This window comes from Cellulomonas sp. PhB150 (assembly GCF_003755175.1).
Lineage (GTDB): Bacteria > Actinomycetota > Actinomycetes > Actinomycetales > Cellulomonadaceae > Cellulomonas.
The window spans coordinates 262,695-280,786 of record NZ_RKHX01000002.1 but is presented as its reverse complement, the minus strand read 5'-3'; the positions used below and the strand labels follow the sequence as shown (position 1 = coordinate 280,786).

Below are 18,092 nucleotides of genomic sequence, written 5' to 3'. Positions count from 1 at the left end.
GAGCTCCAGTCTGATGGCGCAGCCGAGCCGGCCCGCTGGGAGCAGGCCCGGCCGCGCCGGATCAGGGGGTCGTACGTCCGGCGTCCTGCCGGGTCGTCGACGGGTGATCGTGTGGTCGGTGGTCGGCTGACCGTGGTCAGCCGACCACCGACCGGGGTACGACTACTTGTTCAGCGCGTCGCTGATCAGCTGGTCCGCAGCCTTCGCGGAAGCCGTGACGTCCGCACCGGTGGCGATCTTCTGGAAGAAGTCCTCCAGGATGCGGTCGCCCTCGACGGTCGCCCAGTTCTCGGCGGCCGGCGTGAGCTTGGCGCCCAGGGCGGCGGCGATCGCGGCCTTGGCGTACACGTCGTCGCCCATGGACGTGGCGTACTCGGTGTTGCCCGGGATCAGGCCGTTCTTGCCCAGCTGGTTCTGGAAGTCCGCCGAGAAGATGATCTTCAGCAGGTTCTGGGCCAGCTCCTGGTGCTTCGACTTGGCGGGGATGCCCAGGTTGGAGCCGCCGGCGAAGGCGGTCGCGAACGAGTCGGCCGTCAGGCCCGGCATCGCGAAGACGCCGGTGTGCTCCTCGTTGCAGGCCTGCTGCTTCGTGCGCTTCGCGGTCGCGTCGTCCGACGTGTCGTCGGCCGCAACGCCCTCGTTGCACTCAGGCAGGTCGATGCTCCAGCGCGCCCAGGTCGGAGCCGAGAACATCGCGGCCTTGCCCTGGTTGAAGGGAACCCACGGCTCGTTCGAGTCGCTGTCGGCAGGCGCCTTGGTGGCCGTCTTGAACAGGTCCTGGACCTGCTCGAGGCCCTTGATCGAGTCGGCCGACTCCAGCGCACCCTTCCAGGTGTCGCCGTCCTGCGTCGCGAGCTCACCACCGTTGGTGTAGATCCAGGTGGCGCCGTTGTACCAGTCCTGGCCCGGGAACCAGAAGCCGGAGACCTTGTCGGTCGTGAGCTTCTTGGCGACCGTGGTGAAGTCGGCGAGCGTCGTGGGGACCTCGACGCCTGCGTCCTTGAACATGTCCTTGTTGTAGAACACGGCGCGGGCGCCGGAGTAGTACGGCACCGCCATGACCTTGCCGTCGGCCGTACCGGCCTCGACGAAGCCGGGGAGCAGCTTGTCGCCGCCGAGCTCGGGGTACAGGCTCGTCAGGTCGGAGAACGCACCCGCGTAGGTGAACGTCGCCGACTGCGTGTTGCCGACCTCGACCACGTCGGGGGTCTGGTCCTCGGAGGAGAGGGCCGTCTGCAGGCGAGGAACGAGACCGTTCCAGTCCTGCTGCTCGATGACGAGCTTGGAGCCGGGGTTCTGCGCGGCGAACGTCGTCGTCAGGTACTCGCGCAGGGCGTCCGGGGTGTCCGTGCCGTTGAGCCACAGCTTGATCGTGGCTGCCTCGGGCGCGGCGGCCGACTCGGAGGGCTTCGTCGTCTCCGCCGGGCTGTCGTCGCCGGAGCTGCACGCGGTCAGCGCAAGCGCTGCCGCCACGCCGACGGCCGCGAAACGTAAGATCTTCACGTTGGGGTTTCCTCCCGTGAGCGAGGCGAGCGCCGGATGGCGTCGCCGGGGGTGGTTCCGACCTGCAGTTGGTCGGCTCGGGGTCGTCACGAGACCCCGAGCTGACCTGCCAGGACGAGCACTGCAGCGCCTGCCAGCGCTCCGTCCTCGTCGAGCGATCCCATCCGCAGCGCGAACGACTGCCCGATGACGGGCATGGTTCGGGCTCGGACGGCGTCGAGCGCCGCCTCCCGCAGAGGTCCGTCCAGCAGCTCCGGGGGGCCGGAGAGCAGGACCTCACCGAGGTCGAGCGCAGACACGACGGGTGCCAGGGCGAACCCGAGCAACCGTCCGACCGACGCCAGCACGGCGTCGGAGTCCTGGGGGGAGAGACCGGAGGTGCGGCGGCGCAGGGCCGGCACGCTCAGGACGGTCTCGAGGCAGCCGCGGCGGCCGCACGCGCACTCGTCGGGGTCGTCGTCCACGACGGTCACGTGCCCGATCTCGCCGGCCGCGTGGTGACGGCCCACGACGAGCGCGCCGTCGACGACGATGCCGGCGCCGACGCCCTGCCCGACGGTGACGACCATCGAGCCGCCGGCCGCCTCGCCGTAGGTGAACTCGGCGAGCGCACGGGTGTTGGCGTCGTTGGCGACGTGCACCGGGACGTCGAGCCGCTCGCTGAGCAGCGCGGCCATCGGCACGTCGTACCAGCCGCGGTTGGGCGCCTGGACGATGCGGCCGTCGTTGTCGATGACGCCGGGAGACGAGAGGCCGACACCCAGCACGGGGCGGTCGGCCAGCGCGAGCAGGTCGCGGCACAGCGTCTCGGTCAGGTCGGCGGCGGCGTCGCCCATCCGCCCCTCGAGCGGGACGGTCAGGCGGTGAAGCACGTCGCCGACGAGCGTCATCACGGCACCCAGCAGGCGGGAGTCGTCGGTGAGGTCGACCGCGACGATCTGGAACGCCTCGGTCTGCATCCCGACGAGCGTGGCCGGCTTGCCGACCTTGCCCTCGGAGCGGACGCCGAGGTCGGTGACCAGGCCCTCCCCCATGAGATCGTCGACGAGGCTGGAGACCGTGACGCGGGTCAGGCCGGTCGAGCGGGCGATGTCCGCCCGGGACGAGGGACCCTCGTGGAAGAGGTGCGCGAGCACCATCGAACGGTTGTGGGCCCGGGCGTGCTCGGGCAGCGCCTTCGCGGTCGGCCGGAGCATCCGACCCACCGCTCGTGCACCCGTCACTCGGGGCTGTCCGACCGTTGTCATGTTTGTTAGTAGACCTGCCTTACTAATCCGTGTCAACTACCTTCTGTGACCGTGACCACATCGTGACCGGTCCGAAACACGCCGTAACCAGCGGGTCCACGTCGTGTCATGAGACTCCACCCAGGCGCGGACGAACCGGACGGCCCTATCGTCGGGACATGGAACTCGGCTTCTACACGTTCGGCGACGTGCACCCCTCCCCCGTGACCGGCGAGGTGATCTCGCCCGGGCAGCGGCTGCGCGACGTGCTGGAACGCATCCGGCTGGCCGACGAGGTGGGCCTCGAGTACGCCGGGATCGGCGAGCACCACCGCCCCGACTACGCCATCTCCTCGCCGTCGACCGTGATCGCCGCGGCCCTGGCCCAGACGTCGCGGATCACCGTCGGCTCGGCCGTCACGGTGCTGTCCACCGAGGACCCGGTGCGCGTCTACCAGCAGTTCTCGACGATGGACCTGTACTCGCAGGGACGCGTCGAGCTGCTCGCCGGGCGCGGCTCGTTCATCGAGTCCTACCCCCTGTTCGGCGCCTCGCTCGACGACTACGACGAGCTGTACGACGAGAAGATCGCGCTCCTGCTGCAGCTCGACCTGGCCGAGCGCACCACCTGGTCGGGCCGCTTCCGTCCCGCTCTCGACGACGCGCTCGTCCTGCCCCGGCCCTACGACAAGCCGGGCCGCGGCGCGCACCTCGACATCGCGGTGGCCACGGGCGGCAACCCGCAGTCCTCGGCCCGTGCCGGGCTGCTCGGGCTGCCCATCAGCTACGCGATCATCGGCGGGCAGCCCGCGTCGTTCGCGCCGCTCGTCGACCTGTACCGCCGCTCGTTCGCCGAGGCCGGTCCGTCGGTCCGGTCGCGGCTCCCGCAGGATGCGGAGCCGTTCGTGGCCGTCGCCGGCATGGGGTTCGTCGGCGAGGAGAGCAAGGCTGCGCGGGAGTTCTTCTACCCGTACTGGCTCGAGTCGATGCGGCGGATCTCCTCCGAGCGCGGGTTCGCGATGCCGAACCGGATCTCCTACGAGTCGCAGGCCGCACGCGGCGGGGCGTACTTCGTCGGGCACCCCGAGGAGGTCGCCGAGCGCATCGTCGCGCTGCACGCCGTGCTCGGGCACGACCGGCAGGCGTTCCAGATGGACCTGTCCGGGGTCCCGCAGGCGGAGTCGCTGCGCGCGATCGAGCTCCTGGGCACGGTCGTCGCCCCGCTCGTCCGCGACGCCCTGGCCTGACCTGCCCGCCCGGCCCCCCCGCTCGCCTCGCCCGCTCGCCGAGACCGACCCTCCGGTGCGAGAACGACCCTCCCGCGGGGTCGTTCTCACCCGCGAGGGTCGTTCTCGATCCGGCCTCACCGTGAGGGCGCGGGGCACGGGCCGCCCCCGGCGAGTGTGAGGTGAGGCGGTGACCCGGCCCAGCACGCCCGGGTGGCGGGCCGCCGAGAACGACCGCCCGGTGCGAGTACGACCCTTCCGGAGGGTCGTTCTCGCCCGCGAGGGTCGGTCTCGGCGGTCCGACCTCCCTGGCTGGCGCGGGCGCTCGGTGGACACCCGGCGGGTGTCAGGCGCGGGCGGTGGCCCAGCCGAGGGCGCCTTGGTGGCGGACCGACTCGCTCGCGACCAGGGCACCGGCCGCGAGCGCCGTGGCGATGTCCTCGCCGCGGGCCAGGGCCGCACCGATCGCTCCGTGCAGCACGTCGCCGGCGCCCAGGGTGTCGACCACGTCGTCGACGACGGGCACCTCGATCCAGGACTCGACTCCCCCGGTCACCAGCCGGATGGCCCCGGCGCCGGCGGAGATCGCGACGGACGACGGCCCGAGCGCGGCGACGGCCGCCGCGAGGTCGGCGACCGGCTCGGGCAGTCGGAAGTCGGCGGAGAGCACGGCGTGGTCGACGAACCTGAGCAAGGAGCCCAGCCCGGGCTTCCAGCTGCCGCCGTCGAGCAGCACCGGGACGGAGGCAGCCGAGGCGAGCTCGACCGCAGCGCCGAGGTGGTGCCCGTCCACGAGCACCGCGGTCGCGTCGGCCACCCAGGGCGCCGCAGGCCCGAGCCCGGACACGCCCGTCGCGTTGACCGACACCACGGCCCGCTCACCCGTCGACGCCGTCACCAGCACGGTCGAGACCGCGGGCGAGCCGGGTCCGTCGAGCAGGTCGACGACCTCGACGCCGGCGGCCTCGAGCCCGGACCGGACCAGCGTCGACAGGGGCGACCGCCCGAGCGCGGTGACCAGGCGGGCGGGGACGCCGAGCGCGACCGCCGCGGCCGCGGCGTTGGCGGCGGGGCCGCCGAAGGTCACGGACAGGCTGCGCGCGACGACCTTCGCGTTCGACCCCGGCACCGCGTCGACCACCTGGACGACGTCGAGCGTGGCCAGCCCGCAGCAGACGAGCCTCACGCGCGCAGGTCCGCCGGCCGGTCCGCGCGCCGGTCCACGAGTGCCCAGGTCACGACGCCGAGCACCGCGGCGACGAGCAGCACGGCCGGCCACGCGCCCAGGTGCGGCGCGAGGACGTGCGCCCCGACGAAGCACACGGCGCCGACGACCACCACGGCGGCGAGCCGGGCCACGCCAGCGGCCCGCGAGCGCCACACGCACCACGCGACACCCGCCAGCAGGACGAGCCCGCCGAGCGCCCGGACGTCGGTCACCTGGGCGACGAAGAACCCGACGACCAGCGTCAGGGCGGCGATCACGGCGGTCGGTACTCGGGACATGGCGCCAGCCTAGGTGGAGGTCCCATGACCGTCCCGCGCATGCACCCCGTACCCCGCACTAAGTTGGGAACCAGCCCCGCCGCATCCGTCAGAGAGGGAACACCCGTGTCCACGCAGCCCATCGACGCCACCACCACGAGCGCCTGGCAGGACCTGTCCGAGCACGAGTCCACGTTCACGGCCGACCTGCGCGGCTGGTTCGCCGCCGACGCCGGCCGCGCGGAGCGGCTCACGCTGGACGTGGCCGACCTGCACGTCGACCTGTCCAAGAACCTCGTCACCGACGACACGCTCGCGCTGCTGGTCCGCCTGGCCGACGAGGTGGGCCTCGCGGACCGCCTGCAGGCGATGCTGCGCGGCGACCACATCAACGTCACCGAGGACCGCGCGGTCCTGCACACGGCCCTGCGCCGCCCCGCCGGGAAGCAGCCCGCGCTCGTGGTCGACGGTCAGGACATCGACCACGACGTCCAGGAGGTCCTCGACAAGGTCGCCGCGTTCGCCGACAAGGTGCGCAGCGGCGAGTGGGTCGGCGTGACCGGCAAGAGGGTCGCCACGGTCGTCAACATCGGCATCGGCGGCTCGGACCTCGGCCCGGTCATGGCGTACGAGGCGCTCAAGCCGTACGCGCAGGACGGGCTCGAGGTGCGCTTCGTCTCGAACATCGACCCGACCGACCTCGCGGAGAAGGTCAAGGGCCTCGACCCGACGACCACCCTGTTCATCGTCGCGTCCAAGACGTTCGGCACCCTGGAGACCCTGACCAACGCGCGCCTGGCCCGCGACTGGCTCTGGGCCCAGCTCGGCACGCCCGACGACGAGGACGCGCGCAACGAGGCCGTCGCCAAGCACTTCGTCGCCGTCTCGACCGCGCTCGACAAGGTCGCCGCGTTCGGCATCGACCCCGCCAACGCCTTCGGCTTCTGGGACTGGGTGGGCGGCCGGTACTCGGTCGACTCCGCGATCGGCACGTCGCTCGCGATCGCGATCGGCCCGGACGGCTTCCGGGACTTCCTCGCCGGCTTCCACGCGGTCGACGAGCACTTCGCCACGACCCCGTTCGAGCGCAACGTGCCCGTCCTGATGGGCCTGCTCAACGTCTGGTACGTCAACTTCCTGGGCGCCCACACGCACGCGGTCCTGCCCTACGCGCAGTACCTGCACCGCTTCCCGGCGTACCTGCAGCAGCTGACCATGGAGTCCAACGGCAAGTCGGTGCGCTGGGACGGCGAGGCCGTCACCACCACCACGGGCGAGGTCTTCTGGGGCGAGCCCGGCACCAACGGGCAGCACGCGTTCTACCAGCTGATCCACCAGGGCACGCGCCTGATCCCGGCCGACTTCATCGCGGTGGCGAACCCGGCGCACCCGCTCAAGGACGGCGACACCGACGTCCACTCGCTGTTCCTGGCGAACTTCTTCGCGCAGACCAAGGCGCTCGCGTTCGGCAAGACGGCCGACGAGGTCCGCGCCGAGGGCACCGACGAGGCGATCGTCCCGGCCCGCGTGTTCTCGGGGAACCGCCCGACGACCTCGATCCTCGCGGCGTCGCTGACCCCCTCCGTGCTGGGCCAGCTCATCGCGCTGTACGAGCACATCACCTTCGTGCAGGGCGTCGTGTGGGGCATCGACTCGTTCGACCAGTGGGGCGTCGAGCTCGGCAAGAAGCTCGCGCTCGAGGTGGCACCGGCCGTCCAGGGCGACTCCGCTGCCCTGGCGGCTCAGGACCCGTCGACCAAGGCACTCATCACGCGCTACCTCGAGCTGCGCGCCTGACAGCCGTGCGTGACGGCGCGTGGGCCGGCCGCTACCGGCCCGCGCGCTCCACGACGGTCCCCACCCGGGCCTCGTCGTCCCACGTGTAGACGGTCCGGCCCTCGATGAGCACGTGCTCCGCGCGGGAGTGCACGTCGAGCGGGTCGCCCGACCAGACCACGACGTCCCCGTCACGGCCCACCTCGAGAGCCCCGACGCGGTCGTCGAGACCGAGGAACGCGGCGGGGTTCGTCGTGAGCGCCTCGAGCGCGGTCTGCGGCGGCAGGCCCTCCTTCACGGCGAGCGTCGCCTGGTGGACCAGGAAGTTGATCGGCACCACGGGGTGGTCGGTCGTGATCGCGACCCGGACGCCCGCCGCGGCGATCGTCGCGAGGTGGGAGATCGACCGGTCGCGCAGCTCGACCTTGGACCGGCTCGTGAACATCGGCCCGAAGATCACCGGCACGTCCCGCTCGGCGAGCACGTCGGCGAGCTTGTGCGCCTCGGTGCCGTGGTTGATCACCAGCTTGTAGCCGAACTCGTCGGCCAGGCGCAGCGCGGTGGCGATGTCGTCGTGCCGGTGCGTGTGCTGGTCCCAGTAGAGCTCGCCGTCGAGCACCCGGACGAGAACCTCGTGGGTGAGGTCCACCGCGAACGGCTTGCCCTCGGCCGCCGCCGCGTCGCGGGCCGCGCGGTAGTGCTGCGCGGCCGTGAACGCCTCCCGGATCACCAGCGCGGTGCCGAGCCGGGTGGAGGGCAGCTGCTTGCGCTCGCCGTACACCCGCTTGGGGTTCTCGCCGAGCGCCGACTTCACGCTCACCGACTCCCGGATCACCTGCTCGTCGAGGATCCGTCCGCCCCACGTCTTCATCGCGACCGACTGGCCGCCGATCGGGTTGCCCGAGCCGGGCTTGACGACGACCGACGTCACGCCGCCGACGAGCGCGTCGCGGAAGCCCTCGTCGTCGATGTTCACGCCGTCGATGGCCCGCACGGCCGCGGTGTTCGGCCGCACCATCTCGTTCGTGTCGTTGCCCGCCGCGCCCTCGCTCTCCTCGTGCAGGCCCACGTGCCCGTGCGCCTCGACGAAGCCGGGCAGGACCCAGCGGCCGGTCGCGTCGATCACGCGTGCACCCTCGGGAACGGGCACGTCGGCGCCGACGGCGGTGATGCGCCCGTCGACGACGAGCACCGTGCCTCCCTCGATGGGCTCGGAGCTGACGGGGACGACACGGCCGCCGGTGACGGCGACGACAGAAGGAGTCATGCGTTCCAACCTACGTCGCTCCAGGCGAGCGAACCGTGCGACGCTGGGTCGGTGCGGACGACGACGGTGGTGCGATGCCCGAGGTGACGCGTGCCCGGGTCGACGCCTGGACGTGGGCGGTCCGGCTGTTCCCCACCCGGTCCGCCGCCGGAGCCGCCTGCAAGGCGGGCCACGTCCGGGTCAACGGCGACCGCGCCAAGCCCGCGACGATGGTCGTGCCGGGTGACGAGATCGTGGTGCGCGGCGGCGAGCGCGAGCGGATCGTCATCGTGCAGCGCACGGTCGTCAAGCGCGTGGGCGCCCCCGTGGCCGTCACGTGCTACCTCGACCGCTCGCCCGCCGTCGTGCCGAAGGAGCAGAAGGTCTTGATGGGCGAGCGGGACCGCGGCGCAGGACGCCCGACGAAGCGCGACCGGCGACTCATCGAGCGCCTCCGGGGGCACTGACGCCCGCCACCGTCTACCGCCCCGACTACCGTCTCGACGTCCGTCGCACGCTCGGTCCCCTGCGTCGCGGCGGGGCGGACCCCGTGTGGCGCACCACGCCGGACGGGGCCCTCTGGCGCGCGACGCTCACCCCCGACGGACCGGCCACCGCCCGGATCGCGGTCCGCCGCGACGGCGTGCACGTCGAGGCGTGGGGCCCCGGCGCCGACCATGTGCTCGCCGGCGTCCCCGACCTGCTGGGTGCGCGCGACGACGACACCGGGTTCGATCCCGCGCTGCACCCTCTGGTCCGCGACGCGCACCACCGCCTGCCCGGGCTGCGCCTGACCCGGACGGGCAACCTGTGGGAGCAGCTCGTGCCCGCGGTCCTCGAGCAGCGGGTCGTGGGCATCGACGCGAAGGCGTCGTGGCGGCGTCTCGTCGGGCGGCACGGCCTGCCGGCACCTGGCCCCGCCCCCGAGGGGATGCGCGTGCCACCGCCCCCTGCGGTGTGGGCGGAGATCCCCGTGTGGGAGTGGCGCGCGGCCGGGGTCGAGGGGCAGCGCGCGGACACGATCCGGCGCGCGGCGCTCGTCGCGCACCGGCTGGGTGAGGACGTGCCGCTCGTCGAGACCCGGCGCCGGCTGCTGACCGTGCGCGGGATCGGGCCGTGGACCGTCGCCGAGACGACGTCGCGCGCGCTCGGCGACGCGGACGCGGTCTCCGTCGGCGACTACCACCTCGCGCACCTCGTCGGCTGGGCGCTGACCGGCGACCGGACGGACGACGCCGGCATGCTCGAGCTGCTCGAGCCGTGGCGCCCGCACCGCCAGCGCGTCATCCGGCTCATCGAGATCACCCAGGCGGCGCACGCTCCGCGCTACGGCCCGCGCAGCCCGCGGGCTCGTCCGCTGACCTGAGTCGAATCCGGTCGCCCTCGTCCGTCACCACCTCGAACCGACCCCGACGAAGGAGAGCTCCCATGCAGTTCCTCATGCTCGTGTGCACCGACCCGACCGCCGAGCCCTACGACGCCGCGCTCGACAACATCGGCGAGTGGGTCGCCGAGGCGGACTCCACCGGCTCCCGCCTGCTCGGCGAGCGCCTGGCCGGCGCCGCGAAGGCCAAGACCGTCCGCGTGCGCGACGGCGCGGTCTCGGTCACCGACGGCCCGTTCGCCGAGCTCGGCGAGCTCATCGCCGGGTTCGACATCCTCGTGGCCGACTCGCTCGAGGGGGCCGTCGCGATCGCCGCCAAGCACCCGATGGCGCGCTTCGGCCAGGTCGAGGTCCGCGCCTTCGACCCGTTCGAGTGAGCCACGCCGACGGGCGCGCTGGCGCCGCGCCCGTCGCAGGAGGCAGGATCGGGGGCAGACACCCGATCCACCCATGGAGGACCCCCGTGAGCAGCAACAGCCCCGTCGAGCGCAACGGCTCCCCCGCCAACGCCGTGGGCGCCTTCTTCGCCTTCCTGCTGTTCATCGGCGGCATCGTGCTGTTCACGGTGGCGTTCAACGTCGGCGACGCGGGCCCGTACGTCTTCTCGGCCGGGATCCTGGCGATCGCCCTGTCGTTCGGCATCCCGACGACGATCCTTCCGGCCCTCGAGGACCGCGAGAGCTGACGCTCACCACCACAGTCGCGTGCGCGGCGGCTCGTCGTCGTGCTCGCACGTGAAGCCCGGCGGGCGCCACGACCAGCTCGTCGCGGCTGACGCGAACGCCGGCCCGCCCGGCGGGTCCGCCTGGCAGGCGTCCTCCAGCCGCCACCACCCCACGCGGACGTAGGCGAGCGTGAGGACGACGAGCACGCAGGCGACGGCCACCGCACGGAGCTTCATGGTCGGAGCCTGCCGACCAGGCCGCTGACCAGCGCGGATCTTCACGTCGCGCACACATGGTCTCTCCGCGACCGCCGCCGGAACGCAACGCACGCGGCACAGCGGCGTCCTAGGTTGCGAGACGTGAGACGTCTCCCCGCCCGGCACTCGCGCCGCCCCGCCCGTTCCCACCCCGTGGTGCGCACCGTCGCCGCCGCGGTGATCGCGGTGCCGCTGTTCGTCATCAGCGCGTCGCTGGCGACCTACGCGCACCTCAACGCGAACATCGACACGGCCGACGACGTCGACAAGTACCTCGGTACCTCACGCCCGACCCCGACGGTCACCGCGGACCCGCTCGTCGACGGCTTCGCCGGCAAGCCGCTGAACATCCTGGTGATGGGGATCGACGCCCGCGACCTCGACGACAAGACGTACGGCTACGTCGACGGGCAGCGATCCGACTCGACGTTCCTCGTCCACCTCCCCGCGGACCGCTCTCGGGTCGACATCGTCTCGGTCCCGCGCGACTCGCTCGTCGACATCCCGTCCTGCCTGCTGGCCGACGGGACGAAGACTGCGCCCCGCACCGGTGAGATGTTCAACGCCTCCTTCGAGATCGGGTCAGGCAGCGACAAGAACCTCACCACCGCGGCCGCGTGCACCCGCAAGACGTTCGAGCAGGACACCGGCGTGCGCACCGACGAGCACGTCGTCATCAAGATGGACGGCGTGCGCGACGTCATCGACACCCTCGGCGGCGTGCCGTTCTGCTTCCCCGAGGCGATGGACTCCCCCAAGGCCAAGCTGCACGTCGAGGCCGGCAAGCAGGTGCTCGACGGCAAGACGTCGATCGCGTTCCTGCGCGCACGGACCGGCACGGGCGGCGGGCTGTGGATCGGCAGCGACCTGGGCCGCCTCGACCGGCAGCACGAGTTCCTCGTCGCGCTGACGGACAAGGTCCACCACGAGAAGCTGCTGGGCAAGCCGACCAAGCTGCTCAAGGTCCTCGACCAGGCGACCAAGGCCATCAGCGTGAGCCCGGGCCTCGGCGACCTGCGCACGATGGCGGGGCTGGCCAACGGGCTGCGTGGCATCGACGGCGACGAGATCGACGCGATCACCGTGCCGAACGCACCGTCCACCACGCAGTCGGGTCGCGTGGTGTGGACGTCGGCCGCCGACGACATCTGGAAGCGGCTCAAGGAGGACAGGCCGCTCACCGATCCGGCGCCGAAGCCGACCGGGTCCACGCACACCCCGAAGGCGACGAAGTCGGCCGGCGTCTGCGGCTGACCTCGTCGGGACAGGCGGCGGTCAGCTCGCGGCGACGATCGGCACGAGCGCGTCGGTGAGGCGGGGGGCGAGCGTCCGGGCGTAGGTCGCCGTCATGTGGTGCGAGTCGCGCCAGACGAGCACGTTGCCGATGATCGCCGGGCACGCCGGGGCCGGGCAGATGGCGTCCGTGAGGTCGATCAGGGGAACGTCCGCCTGCTTCGCGGCGCGCTCCTGGGCGCCGACGGCCGAGCGCGCGGCGCCCTTCTCGCGCGGGGTCTCGCACTCGGTCGCCCACGACTTCTCGTGCTTGGCGACGCACTCGGGGATGTCCGTGGACGACCGCGGGGTGTCGGCCAGCGCGACGACGGTCGAGCCGGCCGCCTCCAGCTCCTCCCACGTCCGGGCGAGGCCCGCCGCGAAGTCGCTCTCGAGACTCTCTCGCGGCTGCTTCACGCCGTCGACCACCACGCCGTCGATGCCGTCGTTCGACGAGACGACGACGGTCGGCGGGTCCGCGACCAGGAGCTTGGTCACCGAGTCCGCCCACGTGGTGCACGTGTCGTAGGGGCCGGGGATCGTCCGGAGCCACTGGTCGACGTCGGCGACGGCGCAGCTGCTCTTGATGTAGGTGTCGAGCCGCCAACCCTGCTGCTCGGCGACCTCGCGGAGCGTGGGCTCCCACTGCTCCGCGTGCGAGTCGCCGACCAGCGCGACGACCACCGTGGCGTCGTCGGGGCCGTACCGGCAGGGCTTGACGGCCGTCTCCGTCTCGGTCTGGTGGCACCCGTCGGAGTACGAGTCGGCGACGTCGCGCTTCGCGTCCGCGAGGGCGGGGGCGATGCGCGAGACGTCGGTCGTCGCGTCCGCGACCCCGGTCCACGCGCTCGTCCCGATGACGGCGGCGCCCGGGTGCGGGACGTTGGCGCCCGAGGCGGGTGCGAGGAGCGCGAGCAGCACGGCACCGGCAGCCGCGAGGCCGACGAGCGTGCACGCGACGCCGACGGCCGCGGACCGCTTGACGCTGCGCCGCAGGGCCTCGGACAGGTGCAGGGGCTGCTCGACGAAGCGGTAGGACAGCCAGGCGGGCACCACGGACAGGAGGATGGCGGCGAGCGCGACCCGGATGCGCAGGTGCCCGCTGTCGTCGGCCCACAGCGTCGTCGCCAGCACGATCGCGGGCCAGTGCCACAGGTACAGCGAGTACGACATCGCGCCCGTGGTCGCCATGCCCGGCAGCGCGAGCACGCGAAGCCCGCGCCCGTCGCGCAGGCCTGCAGCCAGGACCGCCGCGGCACCGAGGGTCGGCACGAGGGCTGCGACGCCCGGGAACGGGGTCGAGCCGTCGAAGCGGACCGCCGCGTAGGCGATGAGTGCGAGGCCGACGAAGCCCGTCACCGCGAGGAGTCGTTGCGGAAGCCGCGCGACGCGGGTCGCCCCGACCGCCAGGAGAGCGCCGACCGCGAGCTCCCACAGGCGGGTCGTCGTGACGAAGTACGCAGCCTGCGGGGTGGCGCTCGTCGCGTGCACGGACCACGCCAGCGACGGGACGGCGATCGCCAGGATCGCGACGCCGAGCACGCGCCGCGTCACGCGCACGCCGCGGCGGCGAGCCCACCACACGACGAGGAGCACGAGGACCGGCCACAGGATGTAGAACTGCTCCTCGACCGCGAGCGACCAGAAGTGCTGGACCGGGCTCGCCGCGTCGCCCTCTGCGAGGTAGTCGACGGACCGGGCCGCGAGCCGCCAGTTCACGACGTACAGCGCGGTGCTCGCCATGTCGCCGGCGATCTCCCGCCACCGCGTGACCGGGAGCCACAGGACAGTCATCACCGCGACGGCGACCAGCACGGTGGAGGCGGCGGGCAGCAGGCGCCTGGCCCGCCGGGCGTAGAACCGCCCGAGGCGCAGCCGGCCCGTCTCGAGCACCTCGGTGACGATCATCGACGTGATGAGGTAGCCCGAGATCACGAAGAACACGTCGACGCCGACGAACCCGCCCGAGAGCCCGGGGAAGCCGGCGTGGAACAGCAGCACGAGCACGACCGCGATCGCGCGCATCCCCTGGATGTCGGGGCGGAAGGCTGCCTTGCCCCGTGGCTTGGCGCCAGGCGTGGCGAGGCGCGTCTGCGTCGTGGTCACGGGCGAACGCTAACCGTTGCCGTGAGCGACGACAAAGCCCCTGTACAGCCTGGCGTGCATCGCGCGGCGCGCAGGTGAGTATCTGCACGCCGTCGGCTCCGCTCCTTCACGTCGTCCGCACTTTCGACGACGAAGGGGGCCCACGATGTCGTACAGCATCGGGGTGGAATGGATCAACGCGTACGACAACCTCAACGCGCTGCACCACGAGCACGAGGACGCCGGCGGCTTCTACGACGAGCTGCGCCTGCACGACGGCGCGACGGGCCTGTTCACCTGGGGTGACGCCGGCGCCTGGGAGGACGACTTCAAGGCCAACGCCAGCGGCGGGCACGCCGACCAGTGGGTCGAGCGCGCCGACATCGTCTACTTCACGGGGCACGGCAGCCCCAGCGGGTTCTACTTCCGCAGCGACACGCCCGACGACTCCCAGATCCGGGGCGACTTCACGAGCACGTCCGCCGGCAACGACGGCGACCTGCGGCTGGGCCACAACAACATCGAGTGGCTGGCCCTCGAGGTCTGCAACACGCTCCAGATGGACGCGAACCAGCAGGGCGCCAACCGCGACGTGTTCGACCGCTGGGCCGACGCGTTCGAGGGCCTGCACGCGATCCTCAGCTTCACGACGACGAGCCTCGACCTGGCCAACCCCGGCAAGATCTTCGCCGCCGCGATGGACGGCCGCTGGATCAGCGTCGCCTACGGCCTGCCGGACTTCATCCGGGCCCCCATGCGCGTCGTCGACGCCTGGTTCTGGATGGCCCAGTTCTGCCAGCCGAGCGACGTCGAGTCCGCCGTGCTGTTCGCGAACAGCCAGGGCACGAACACCGGCGCCGACTTCCTGCACGGCCACGGCGCCGTCAGCCCCGACCCCGTCCGCGGCCAGTCCTGGTTCTCCTGGACCTGGATCCCGCACGCCTGCTGACCCCACCCACCTCGAGAACGGATCACCACCATGACCACGATGACGGTGGCGCGTGTGCGCCCCACGACGTTGGACGACGAGCGGATCCACGCGCTCGCCGAGACGATCTCCCTGCGCGGCGAGGTGCTGCGCACCGACGAGGCGGTCGCCCTGGTCGGCCCGGACGGCGCCGTCGTGCACGGCCAGCCGGGCAACCGGATGGGCGGGCTGACGAACCTCGTCGACAACCGGCGCGGCATCGCCGACCTGCCGCCCGAGACCGACCAGCGGCGCCTGATCCCGGCCGAGAAAGCGGCGGCGATCGTCGCCGAGCTGACCGAGACGCTGCGCCTGGGCCCCACGACGGCCGGTGGCCTGAAGCTCGACGTGCGCGTCGACGCGCGCGTCACGCAGGGCGTCACGTTCGACGGCAAGGAGCGGCGCTCCTTCGACGCGAAGACCGACGTGCGCACGCGCGTGCACCTCGACGGCGTCCCGCTCTCGGGCCCGCGCGCCGGGGTCGCGGCGACGTTCCTCGACGACGCCTCCCCGGTGCTGCTCGCCGTGACGACGTGGGACGCCGTGGAGGCGTTCGACGAGGTCGAGGTGCTGGAGAAGGACGAGGTCGTCGAGAACCTGCTCGCGGCCGCGAAGGGCCGCCGTCGCGCCACGCCTGTCGAGGTCGTCTCGGCCTCGCTCGCCTACTGGGCGGGCCCGTACGAGGGCGGCGCGGACCTGCTCGAGCCCGTGTGGTTCGTCGAGGTCGCGCACGCACCCGCCAAGGGCGAGGAGGCCGGTCCGCGTCAGCTGGTGAAGGTCGCAGCGGGCGTGCGGTCGGCGCGCCGGGCGGCCGCCTGACGTCAGCGGGTGACGAGCGGGACCAGCTGGTCGGCGAGCCGCGGCGCGAGCGTGCGGGCGTAGGTCGCCGTGAGGTGGTGCGCGTCGCGCCAGACCAGGACGTCGCCGATGATCGCCGGGCACGTGCTGCCCGGGCAGACGTAGTCGTCGAGGTCGATGAGCGGCACGTCGGCCCGCTCGGCCGCGGCCTGCTGCTGGGCGAGCGCCGAGCGCTCGACCGCGGCGGCCCGCGGCACGGAGCAGGTCGTCGCCCACGCGTCGGTGTGCTCGGCGACGCACTCCGGGATGTCCTTGGCCATCCACGGGGTGTCGCCGAGCACGACCACCCTCGTGCCGGCGTCCGCGAGAGTCTTCCAGGTGCGGACCAGGCCGTCCGCGACGTCGTCCAGCAGGGTCGCCTTCGGCCGCATGGCGCCGTCCACCACGACGCCGTCGATCGCGTCGTTGGACGTCACGACGACGGTCGGCGGGTCGGCCAGGAGCTTCGCGGAGACCGCGTCGTTCCACTGCGAGCACGTCGTGTACGGGCCGTCGATCGTGGTCAGCCACACGTCGACGTCGGCGAACGCGCAGCTGCCCTTCGTGTAGGTGTCCAGCCGCCAGCCCTGCTGCTCCGCGACAGCGCGCAGCGTGGGCTGCCACTGCGCCGCGTGCGAGTCGCCGACGAGGGCCACCACCACGTCGGCGTCGGGGTCGCCGTACGTGCAGGCCTTCGCCGACGTGCCGTTCTTGTCCTGGTGGCAGCCGTCCGCGTACAGGTCCGCGACGTCGTCGGTCGCGTCCGCGAGCGCGGGCACGACCTGGCCGAGGTCGGTTCCCGGATCGGCCGCGCCGCTCCACGCGCTCGTGCCGATCACGGCGGCGCCGGGGGCTGTGCCCGTGGGGCCGGAGGGCACGGCGAGAGCGACGCCGGCCGCGGCGCCGAGCCCGACGAGCGTGCAGACCAGCCCGACGAGCGCGGACTTCCGGACGCTGCCCCGCAGCGCCGACGACAGGTGCAGCGGCTGCTCGACGAAGCGGTACGCGAGCCACGCCGGCAGCACCGAGAGCGCGACGGCAGCGACCCCGATGCCGGTGGGCAGGCGGCCCGCGTCGTCGGCCCAGAGCGTCGTCGCGACCACCACGACCGGCCAGTGCCACAGGTAGAGCGAGTACGACATCGCACCCACGGTCTGCATGCCGGGCAGCCCGAGGACGGTCAGGCCACGCCGGTCACGCAGGCCGGCGGCGAGGACGAGGGCCGCCCCGACCGTCGGCACCAGGGCCGCCGCTCCGGGGAACGGCGTGCCGCCCGTGAACACGAACGCGGCGAAGGCGATCAGCGCGAGGCCCGCAACGCCCGCGCCGGTGAGCCAGCGCTGCGGCAGCCGGGCCACCCGGGCCGCGCCGACGGCGAGCAGCGCGCCGACGGCGAGCTCCCAGAGCCTCGTCGTCGTGACGAAGTACGCGGCGTCGGGCGCCGACGACGTGAGGTGGACCGACCACACGAGCGAGGGCACCGCGATGACGAGGATCGCCGCCGCGAGCAGCCGGGCGCTGACGGCGCGGCCGCGGCGGCGCGCCCACAGCACCGCGACCAGCACGAGCACCGGCCAGAGGACGTAGAACTGCTCCTCGACCGCGAGCGACCAGAAGTGCTGCACGGGGCTCGCCGCGGCCCCCTCGGCCAGGTAGTCCACGGACCGCCCCGCGAGCCGCCAGTTGACGACGTACAGCGCGGTGCTCGCCAGGTCGCCGGCGATCTCGCGCCACCGGGTCACCGGCAGCCACAGCACCGTGGCGATCGCGGTCGCGACCAGCACGGTCGCCGCGGCGGGCAGCAGGCGGCGGGCTCGTCGGGCGTAGAACCGACCCAGCCGCAGGCGCCCGGTCTCCATGACCTCGGTGACGATCATCGAGGTGATGAGGTAGCCGGAGATGACGAAGAACACGTCGACGCCGACGTAGCCGCCGGGCAGCCCCGGTACCCCCGCGTGGAACACGAGCACGAGCACGACGGCGATCGCCCGCAGCCCCTGGATGTCGGGCCGGAAGCCCGCTCCGGAGCGCGGCGGTGCGGCGGGGGCGTCCGCCCGCGTCTGCGTCGTGGTCACGCGCGCAGGCTAGCCGGTGCCCCTGGACGGCGCCCGTCACGGCAGAATGGGTGGTCGCCGTCCACCCCGAGGAGCCCACCGTGCCCGA

The 18,092-nt window shown here is 72.8% G+C and carries 17 protein-coding genes; 9 read left to right on the top strand and 8 right to left on the bottom strand.

Going from position 1 to position 18,092, the window contains the following annotated elements; all coding sequences use genetic code 11:
* Nucleotides 1-162: 162 nt before the first annotated feature.
* Complete coding sequence (locus tag EDF34_RS08665; protein WP_123370971.1) at nucleotides 163-1,503, bottom strand: extracellular solute-binding protein; 1,341 nt, start codon at nucleotides 1,501-1,503, stop codon at nucleotides 163-165.
* Nucleotides 1,504-1,589: 86 nt separating this feature from the next.
* Entirely contained in the window at nucleotides 1,590-2,750 is a 1,161-nt protein-coding gene (locus EDF34_RS08660) for an ROK family transcriptional regulator (protein ID WP_123370970.1), read from the bottom strand.
* Between the two features lie 158 nt (nucleotides 2,751-2,908).
* Between EDF34_RS08660 and EDF34_RS08655 the strand changes: the two genes are divergently transcribed.
* The gene (locus tag EDF34_RS08655) at nucleotides 2,909-3,976 is read left to right on the top strand and encodes an LLM class flavin-dependent oxidoreductase (protein WP_123370969.1); all 1,068 of its coding nucleotides are present in this window, start codon (nucleotides 2,909-2,911) and stop codon (nucleotides 3,974-3,976) included.
* Nucleotides 3,977-4,301: 325 nt separating this feature from the next.
* Here EDF34_RS08655 and EDF34_RS08650 read toward each other — a convergent pair whose 3' ends face one another.
* Together EDF34_RS08650 and EDF34_RS08645 are read right to left on the bottom strand one after the other, a co-directional pair.
* Entirely contained in the window at nucleotides 4,302-5,141 is an 840-nt protein-coding gene (locus EDF34_RS08650; protein ID WP_123370968.1) for a PfkB family carbohydrate kinase, read from the bottom strand.
* A complete protein-coding gene (locus tag EDF34_RS08645; protein ID WP_123370967.1) occupies nucleotides 5,138-5,461 on the bottom strand; it encodes a hypothetical protein in 324 nt (107 codons plus the stop codon). Before EDF34_RS08645 ends, EDF34_RS08650 begins: the two co-directional genes overlap by 4 nt.
* A gap of 105 nt (nucleotides 5,462-5,566) precedes the next feature.
* Between EDF34_RS08645 and pgi the strand changes: the two genes are divergently transcribed.
* Nucleotides 5,567-7,237, top strand: a complete 1,671-nt coding sequence (pgi, locus tag EDF34_RS08640) for a glucose-6-phosphate isomerase (protein ID WP_233575280.1) — start codon at nucleotides 5,567-5,569, stop codon at nucleotides 7,235-7,237.
* Between the two features lie 31 nt (nucleotides 7,238-7,268).
* On the opposite strand, the gene EDF34_RS08635 is transcribed toward pgi, so the two are convergent.
* The gene (locus EDF34_RS08635; protein ID WP_123370966.1) at nucleotides 7,269-8,483 is read right to left on the bottom strand and encodes an amidohydrolase; all 1,215 of its coding nucleotides are present in this window, start codon (nucleotides 8,481-8,483) and stop codon (nucleotides 7,269-7,271) included.
* 74 nt (nucleotides 8,484-8,557) lie between these two features.
* Between EDF34_RS08635 and EDF34_RS08630 the strand changes: the two genes are divergently transcribed.
* The 4 genes from EDF34_RS08630 (at nucleotide 8,558) to EDF34_RS08615 (ending at nucleotide 10,531) form a co-directional block, all read left to right on the top strand.
* The gene (locus EDF34_RS08630; protein WP_123371274.1) at nucleotides 8,558-8,929 is read left to right on the top strand and encodes an RNA-binding S4 domain-containing protein; all 372 of its coding nucleotides are present in this window, start codon (nucleotides 8,558-8,560) and stop codon (nucleotides 8,927-8,929) included.
* Nucleotides 8,930-9,012: 83 nt separating this feature from the next.
* Entirely contained in the window at nucleotides 9,013-9,828 is an 816-nt protein-coding gene (locus tag EDF34_RS08625; RefSeq protein WP_233575279.1) for a DNA-3-methyladenine glycosylase, read from the top strand.
* Nucleotides 9,829-9,890: 62 nt separating this feature from the next.
* Nucleotides 9,891-10,223 (top strand): YciI family protein, encoded by a 333-nt coding sequence (locus EDF34_RS08620; protein WP_123370965.1) that lies wholly within the window; start codon nucleotides 9,891-9,893, stop codon nucleotides 10,221-10,223.
* Between the two features lie 86 nt (nucleotides 10,224-10,309).
* Nucleotides 10,310-10,531 carry a hypothetical protein gene (locus tag EDF34_RS08615; RefSeq protein WP_123370964.1) on the top strand — a complete coding sequence of 74 codons (222 nt, stop codon included), beginning with the start codon at nucleotides 10,310-10,312 and terminating at the stop codon, nucleotides 10,529-10,531.
* A 3-nt stretch (nucleotides 10,532-10,534) separates the two neighbouring features.
* Here the strand turns inward: EDF34_RS08615 and EDF34_RS08610 are convergent, their stop codons facing one another.
* On the bottom strand, nucleotides 10,535-10,747 hold the full coding sequence (locus EDF34_RS08610; RefSeq protein ID WP_123370963.1) for a hypothetical protein: 213 nt from the start codon (nucleotides 10,745-10,747) through the stop codon (nucleotides 10,535-10,537).
* A 123-nt stretch (nucleotides 10,748-10,870) separates the two neighbouring features.
* On the opposite strand from EDF34_RS08610, the gene EDF34_RS08605 reads away from it, so the two are divergent.
* A complete protein-coding gene (locus tag EDF34_RS08605; RefSeq protein ID WP_148076603.1) occupies nucleotides 10,871-12,022 on the top strand; it encodes an LCP family protein in 1,152 nt (383 codons plus the stop codon).
* Nucleotides 12,023-12,043: 21 nt separating this feature from the next.
* Here EDF34_RS08605 and EDF34_RS08600 read toward each other — a convergent pair whose 3' ends face one another.
* Nucleotides 12,044-14,146 carry an acyltransferase family protein gene (locus EDF34_RS08600; RefSeq protein ID WP_123370961.1) on the bottom strand — a complete coding sequence of 701 codons (2,103 nt, stop codon included), beginning with the start codon at nucleotides 14,144-14,146 and terminating at the stop codon, nucleotides 12,044-12,046.
* A 145-nt stretch (nucleotides 14,147-14,291) separates the two neighbouring features.
* Between EDF34_RS08600 and EDF34_RS08595 the strand changes: the two genes are divergently transcribed.
* On the top strand, nucleotides 14,292-15,074 hold the full coding sequence (locus EDF34_RS08595; protein WP_123370960.1) for a DUF6345 domain-containing protein: 783 nt from the start codon (nucleotides 14,292-14,294) through the stop codon (nucleotides 15,072-15,074).
* Between the two features lie 30 nt (nucleotides 15,075-15,104).
* The gene (locus tag EDF34_RS08590) at nucleotides 15,105-15,911 is read left to right on the top strand and encodes a hypothetical protein (RefSeq protein ID WP_123370959.1); all 807 of its coding nucleotides are present in this window, start codon (nucleotides 15,105-15,107) and stop codon (nucleotides 15,909-15,911) included.
* A gap of 2 nt (nucleotides 15,912-15,913) precedes the next feature.
* Here the strand turns inward: EDF34_RS08590 and EDF34_RS08585 are convergent, their stop codons facing one another.
* Complete coding sequence (locus EDF34_RS08585) at nucleotides 15,914-18,004, bottom strand: acyltransferase family protein (RefSeq protein WP_123370958.1); 2,091 nt, start codon at nucleotides 18,002-18,004, stop codon at nucleotides 15,914-15,916.
* Between the last annotated feature and the right edge of the window lie 88 nt (nucleotides 18,005-18,092).

Coding starts and splice junctions, on each gene's coding strand:
- EDF34_RS08595 (WP_123370960.1), top strand. CDS start 14,292: ATGTCGTACAGCATCGGGGTGGAATGGATCAACGCGTACGACAACCTC.
- EDF34_RS08645 (WP_123370967.1), bottom strand. CDS start 5,461: ATGTCCCGAGTACCGACCGCCGTGATCGCCGCCCTGACGCTGGTCGTC.
- EDF34_RS08590 (WP_123370959.1), top strand. CDS start 15,105: ATGACCACGATGACGGTGGCGCGTGTGCGCCCCACGACGTTGGACGAC.
- EDF34_RS08620 (WP_123370965.1), top strand. CDS start 9,891: ATGCAGTTCCTCATGCTCGTGTGCACCGACCCGACCGCCGAGCCCTAC.
- EDF34_RS08635 (WP_123370966.1), bottom strand. CDS start 8,483: ATGACTCCTTCTGTCGTCGCCGTCACCGGCGGCCGTGTCGTCCCCGTC.
- EDF34_RS08655 (WP_123370969.1), top strand. CDS start 2,909: ATGGAACTCGGCTTCTACACGTTCGGCGACGTGCACCCCTCCCCCGTG.
- EDF34_RS08660 (WP_123370970.1), bottom strand. CDS start 2,750: ATGACAACGGTCGGACAGCCCCGAGTGACGGGTGCACGAGCGGTGGGT.
- EDF34_RS08630 (WP_123371274.1), top strand. CDS start 8,558: ATGCCCGAGGTGACGCGTGCCCGGGTCGACGCCTGGACGTGGGCGGTC.
- EDF34_RS08610 (WP_123370963.1), bottom strand. CDS start 10,747: ATGAAGCTCCGTGCGGTGGCCGTCGCCTGCGTGCTCGTCGTCCTCACG.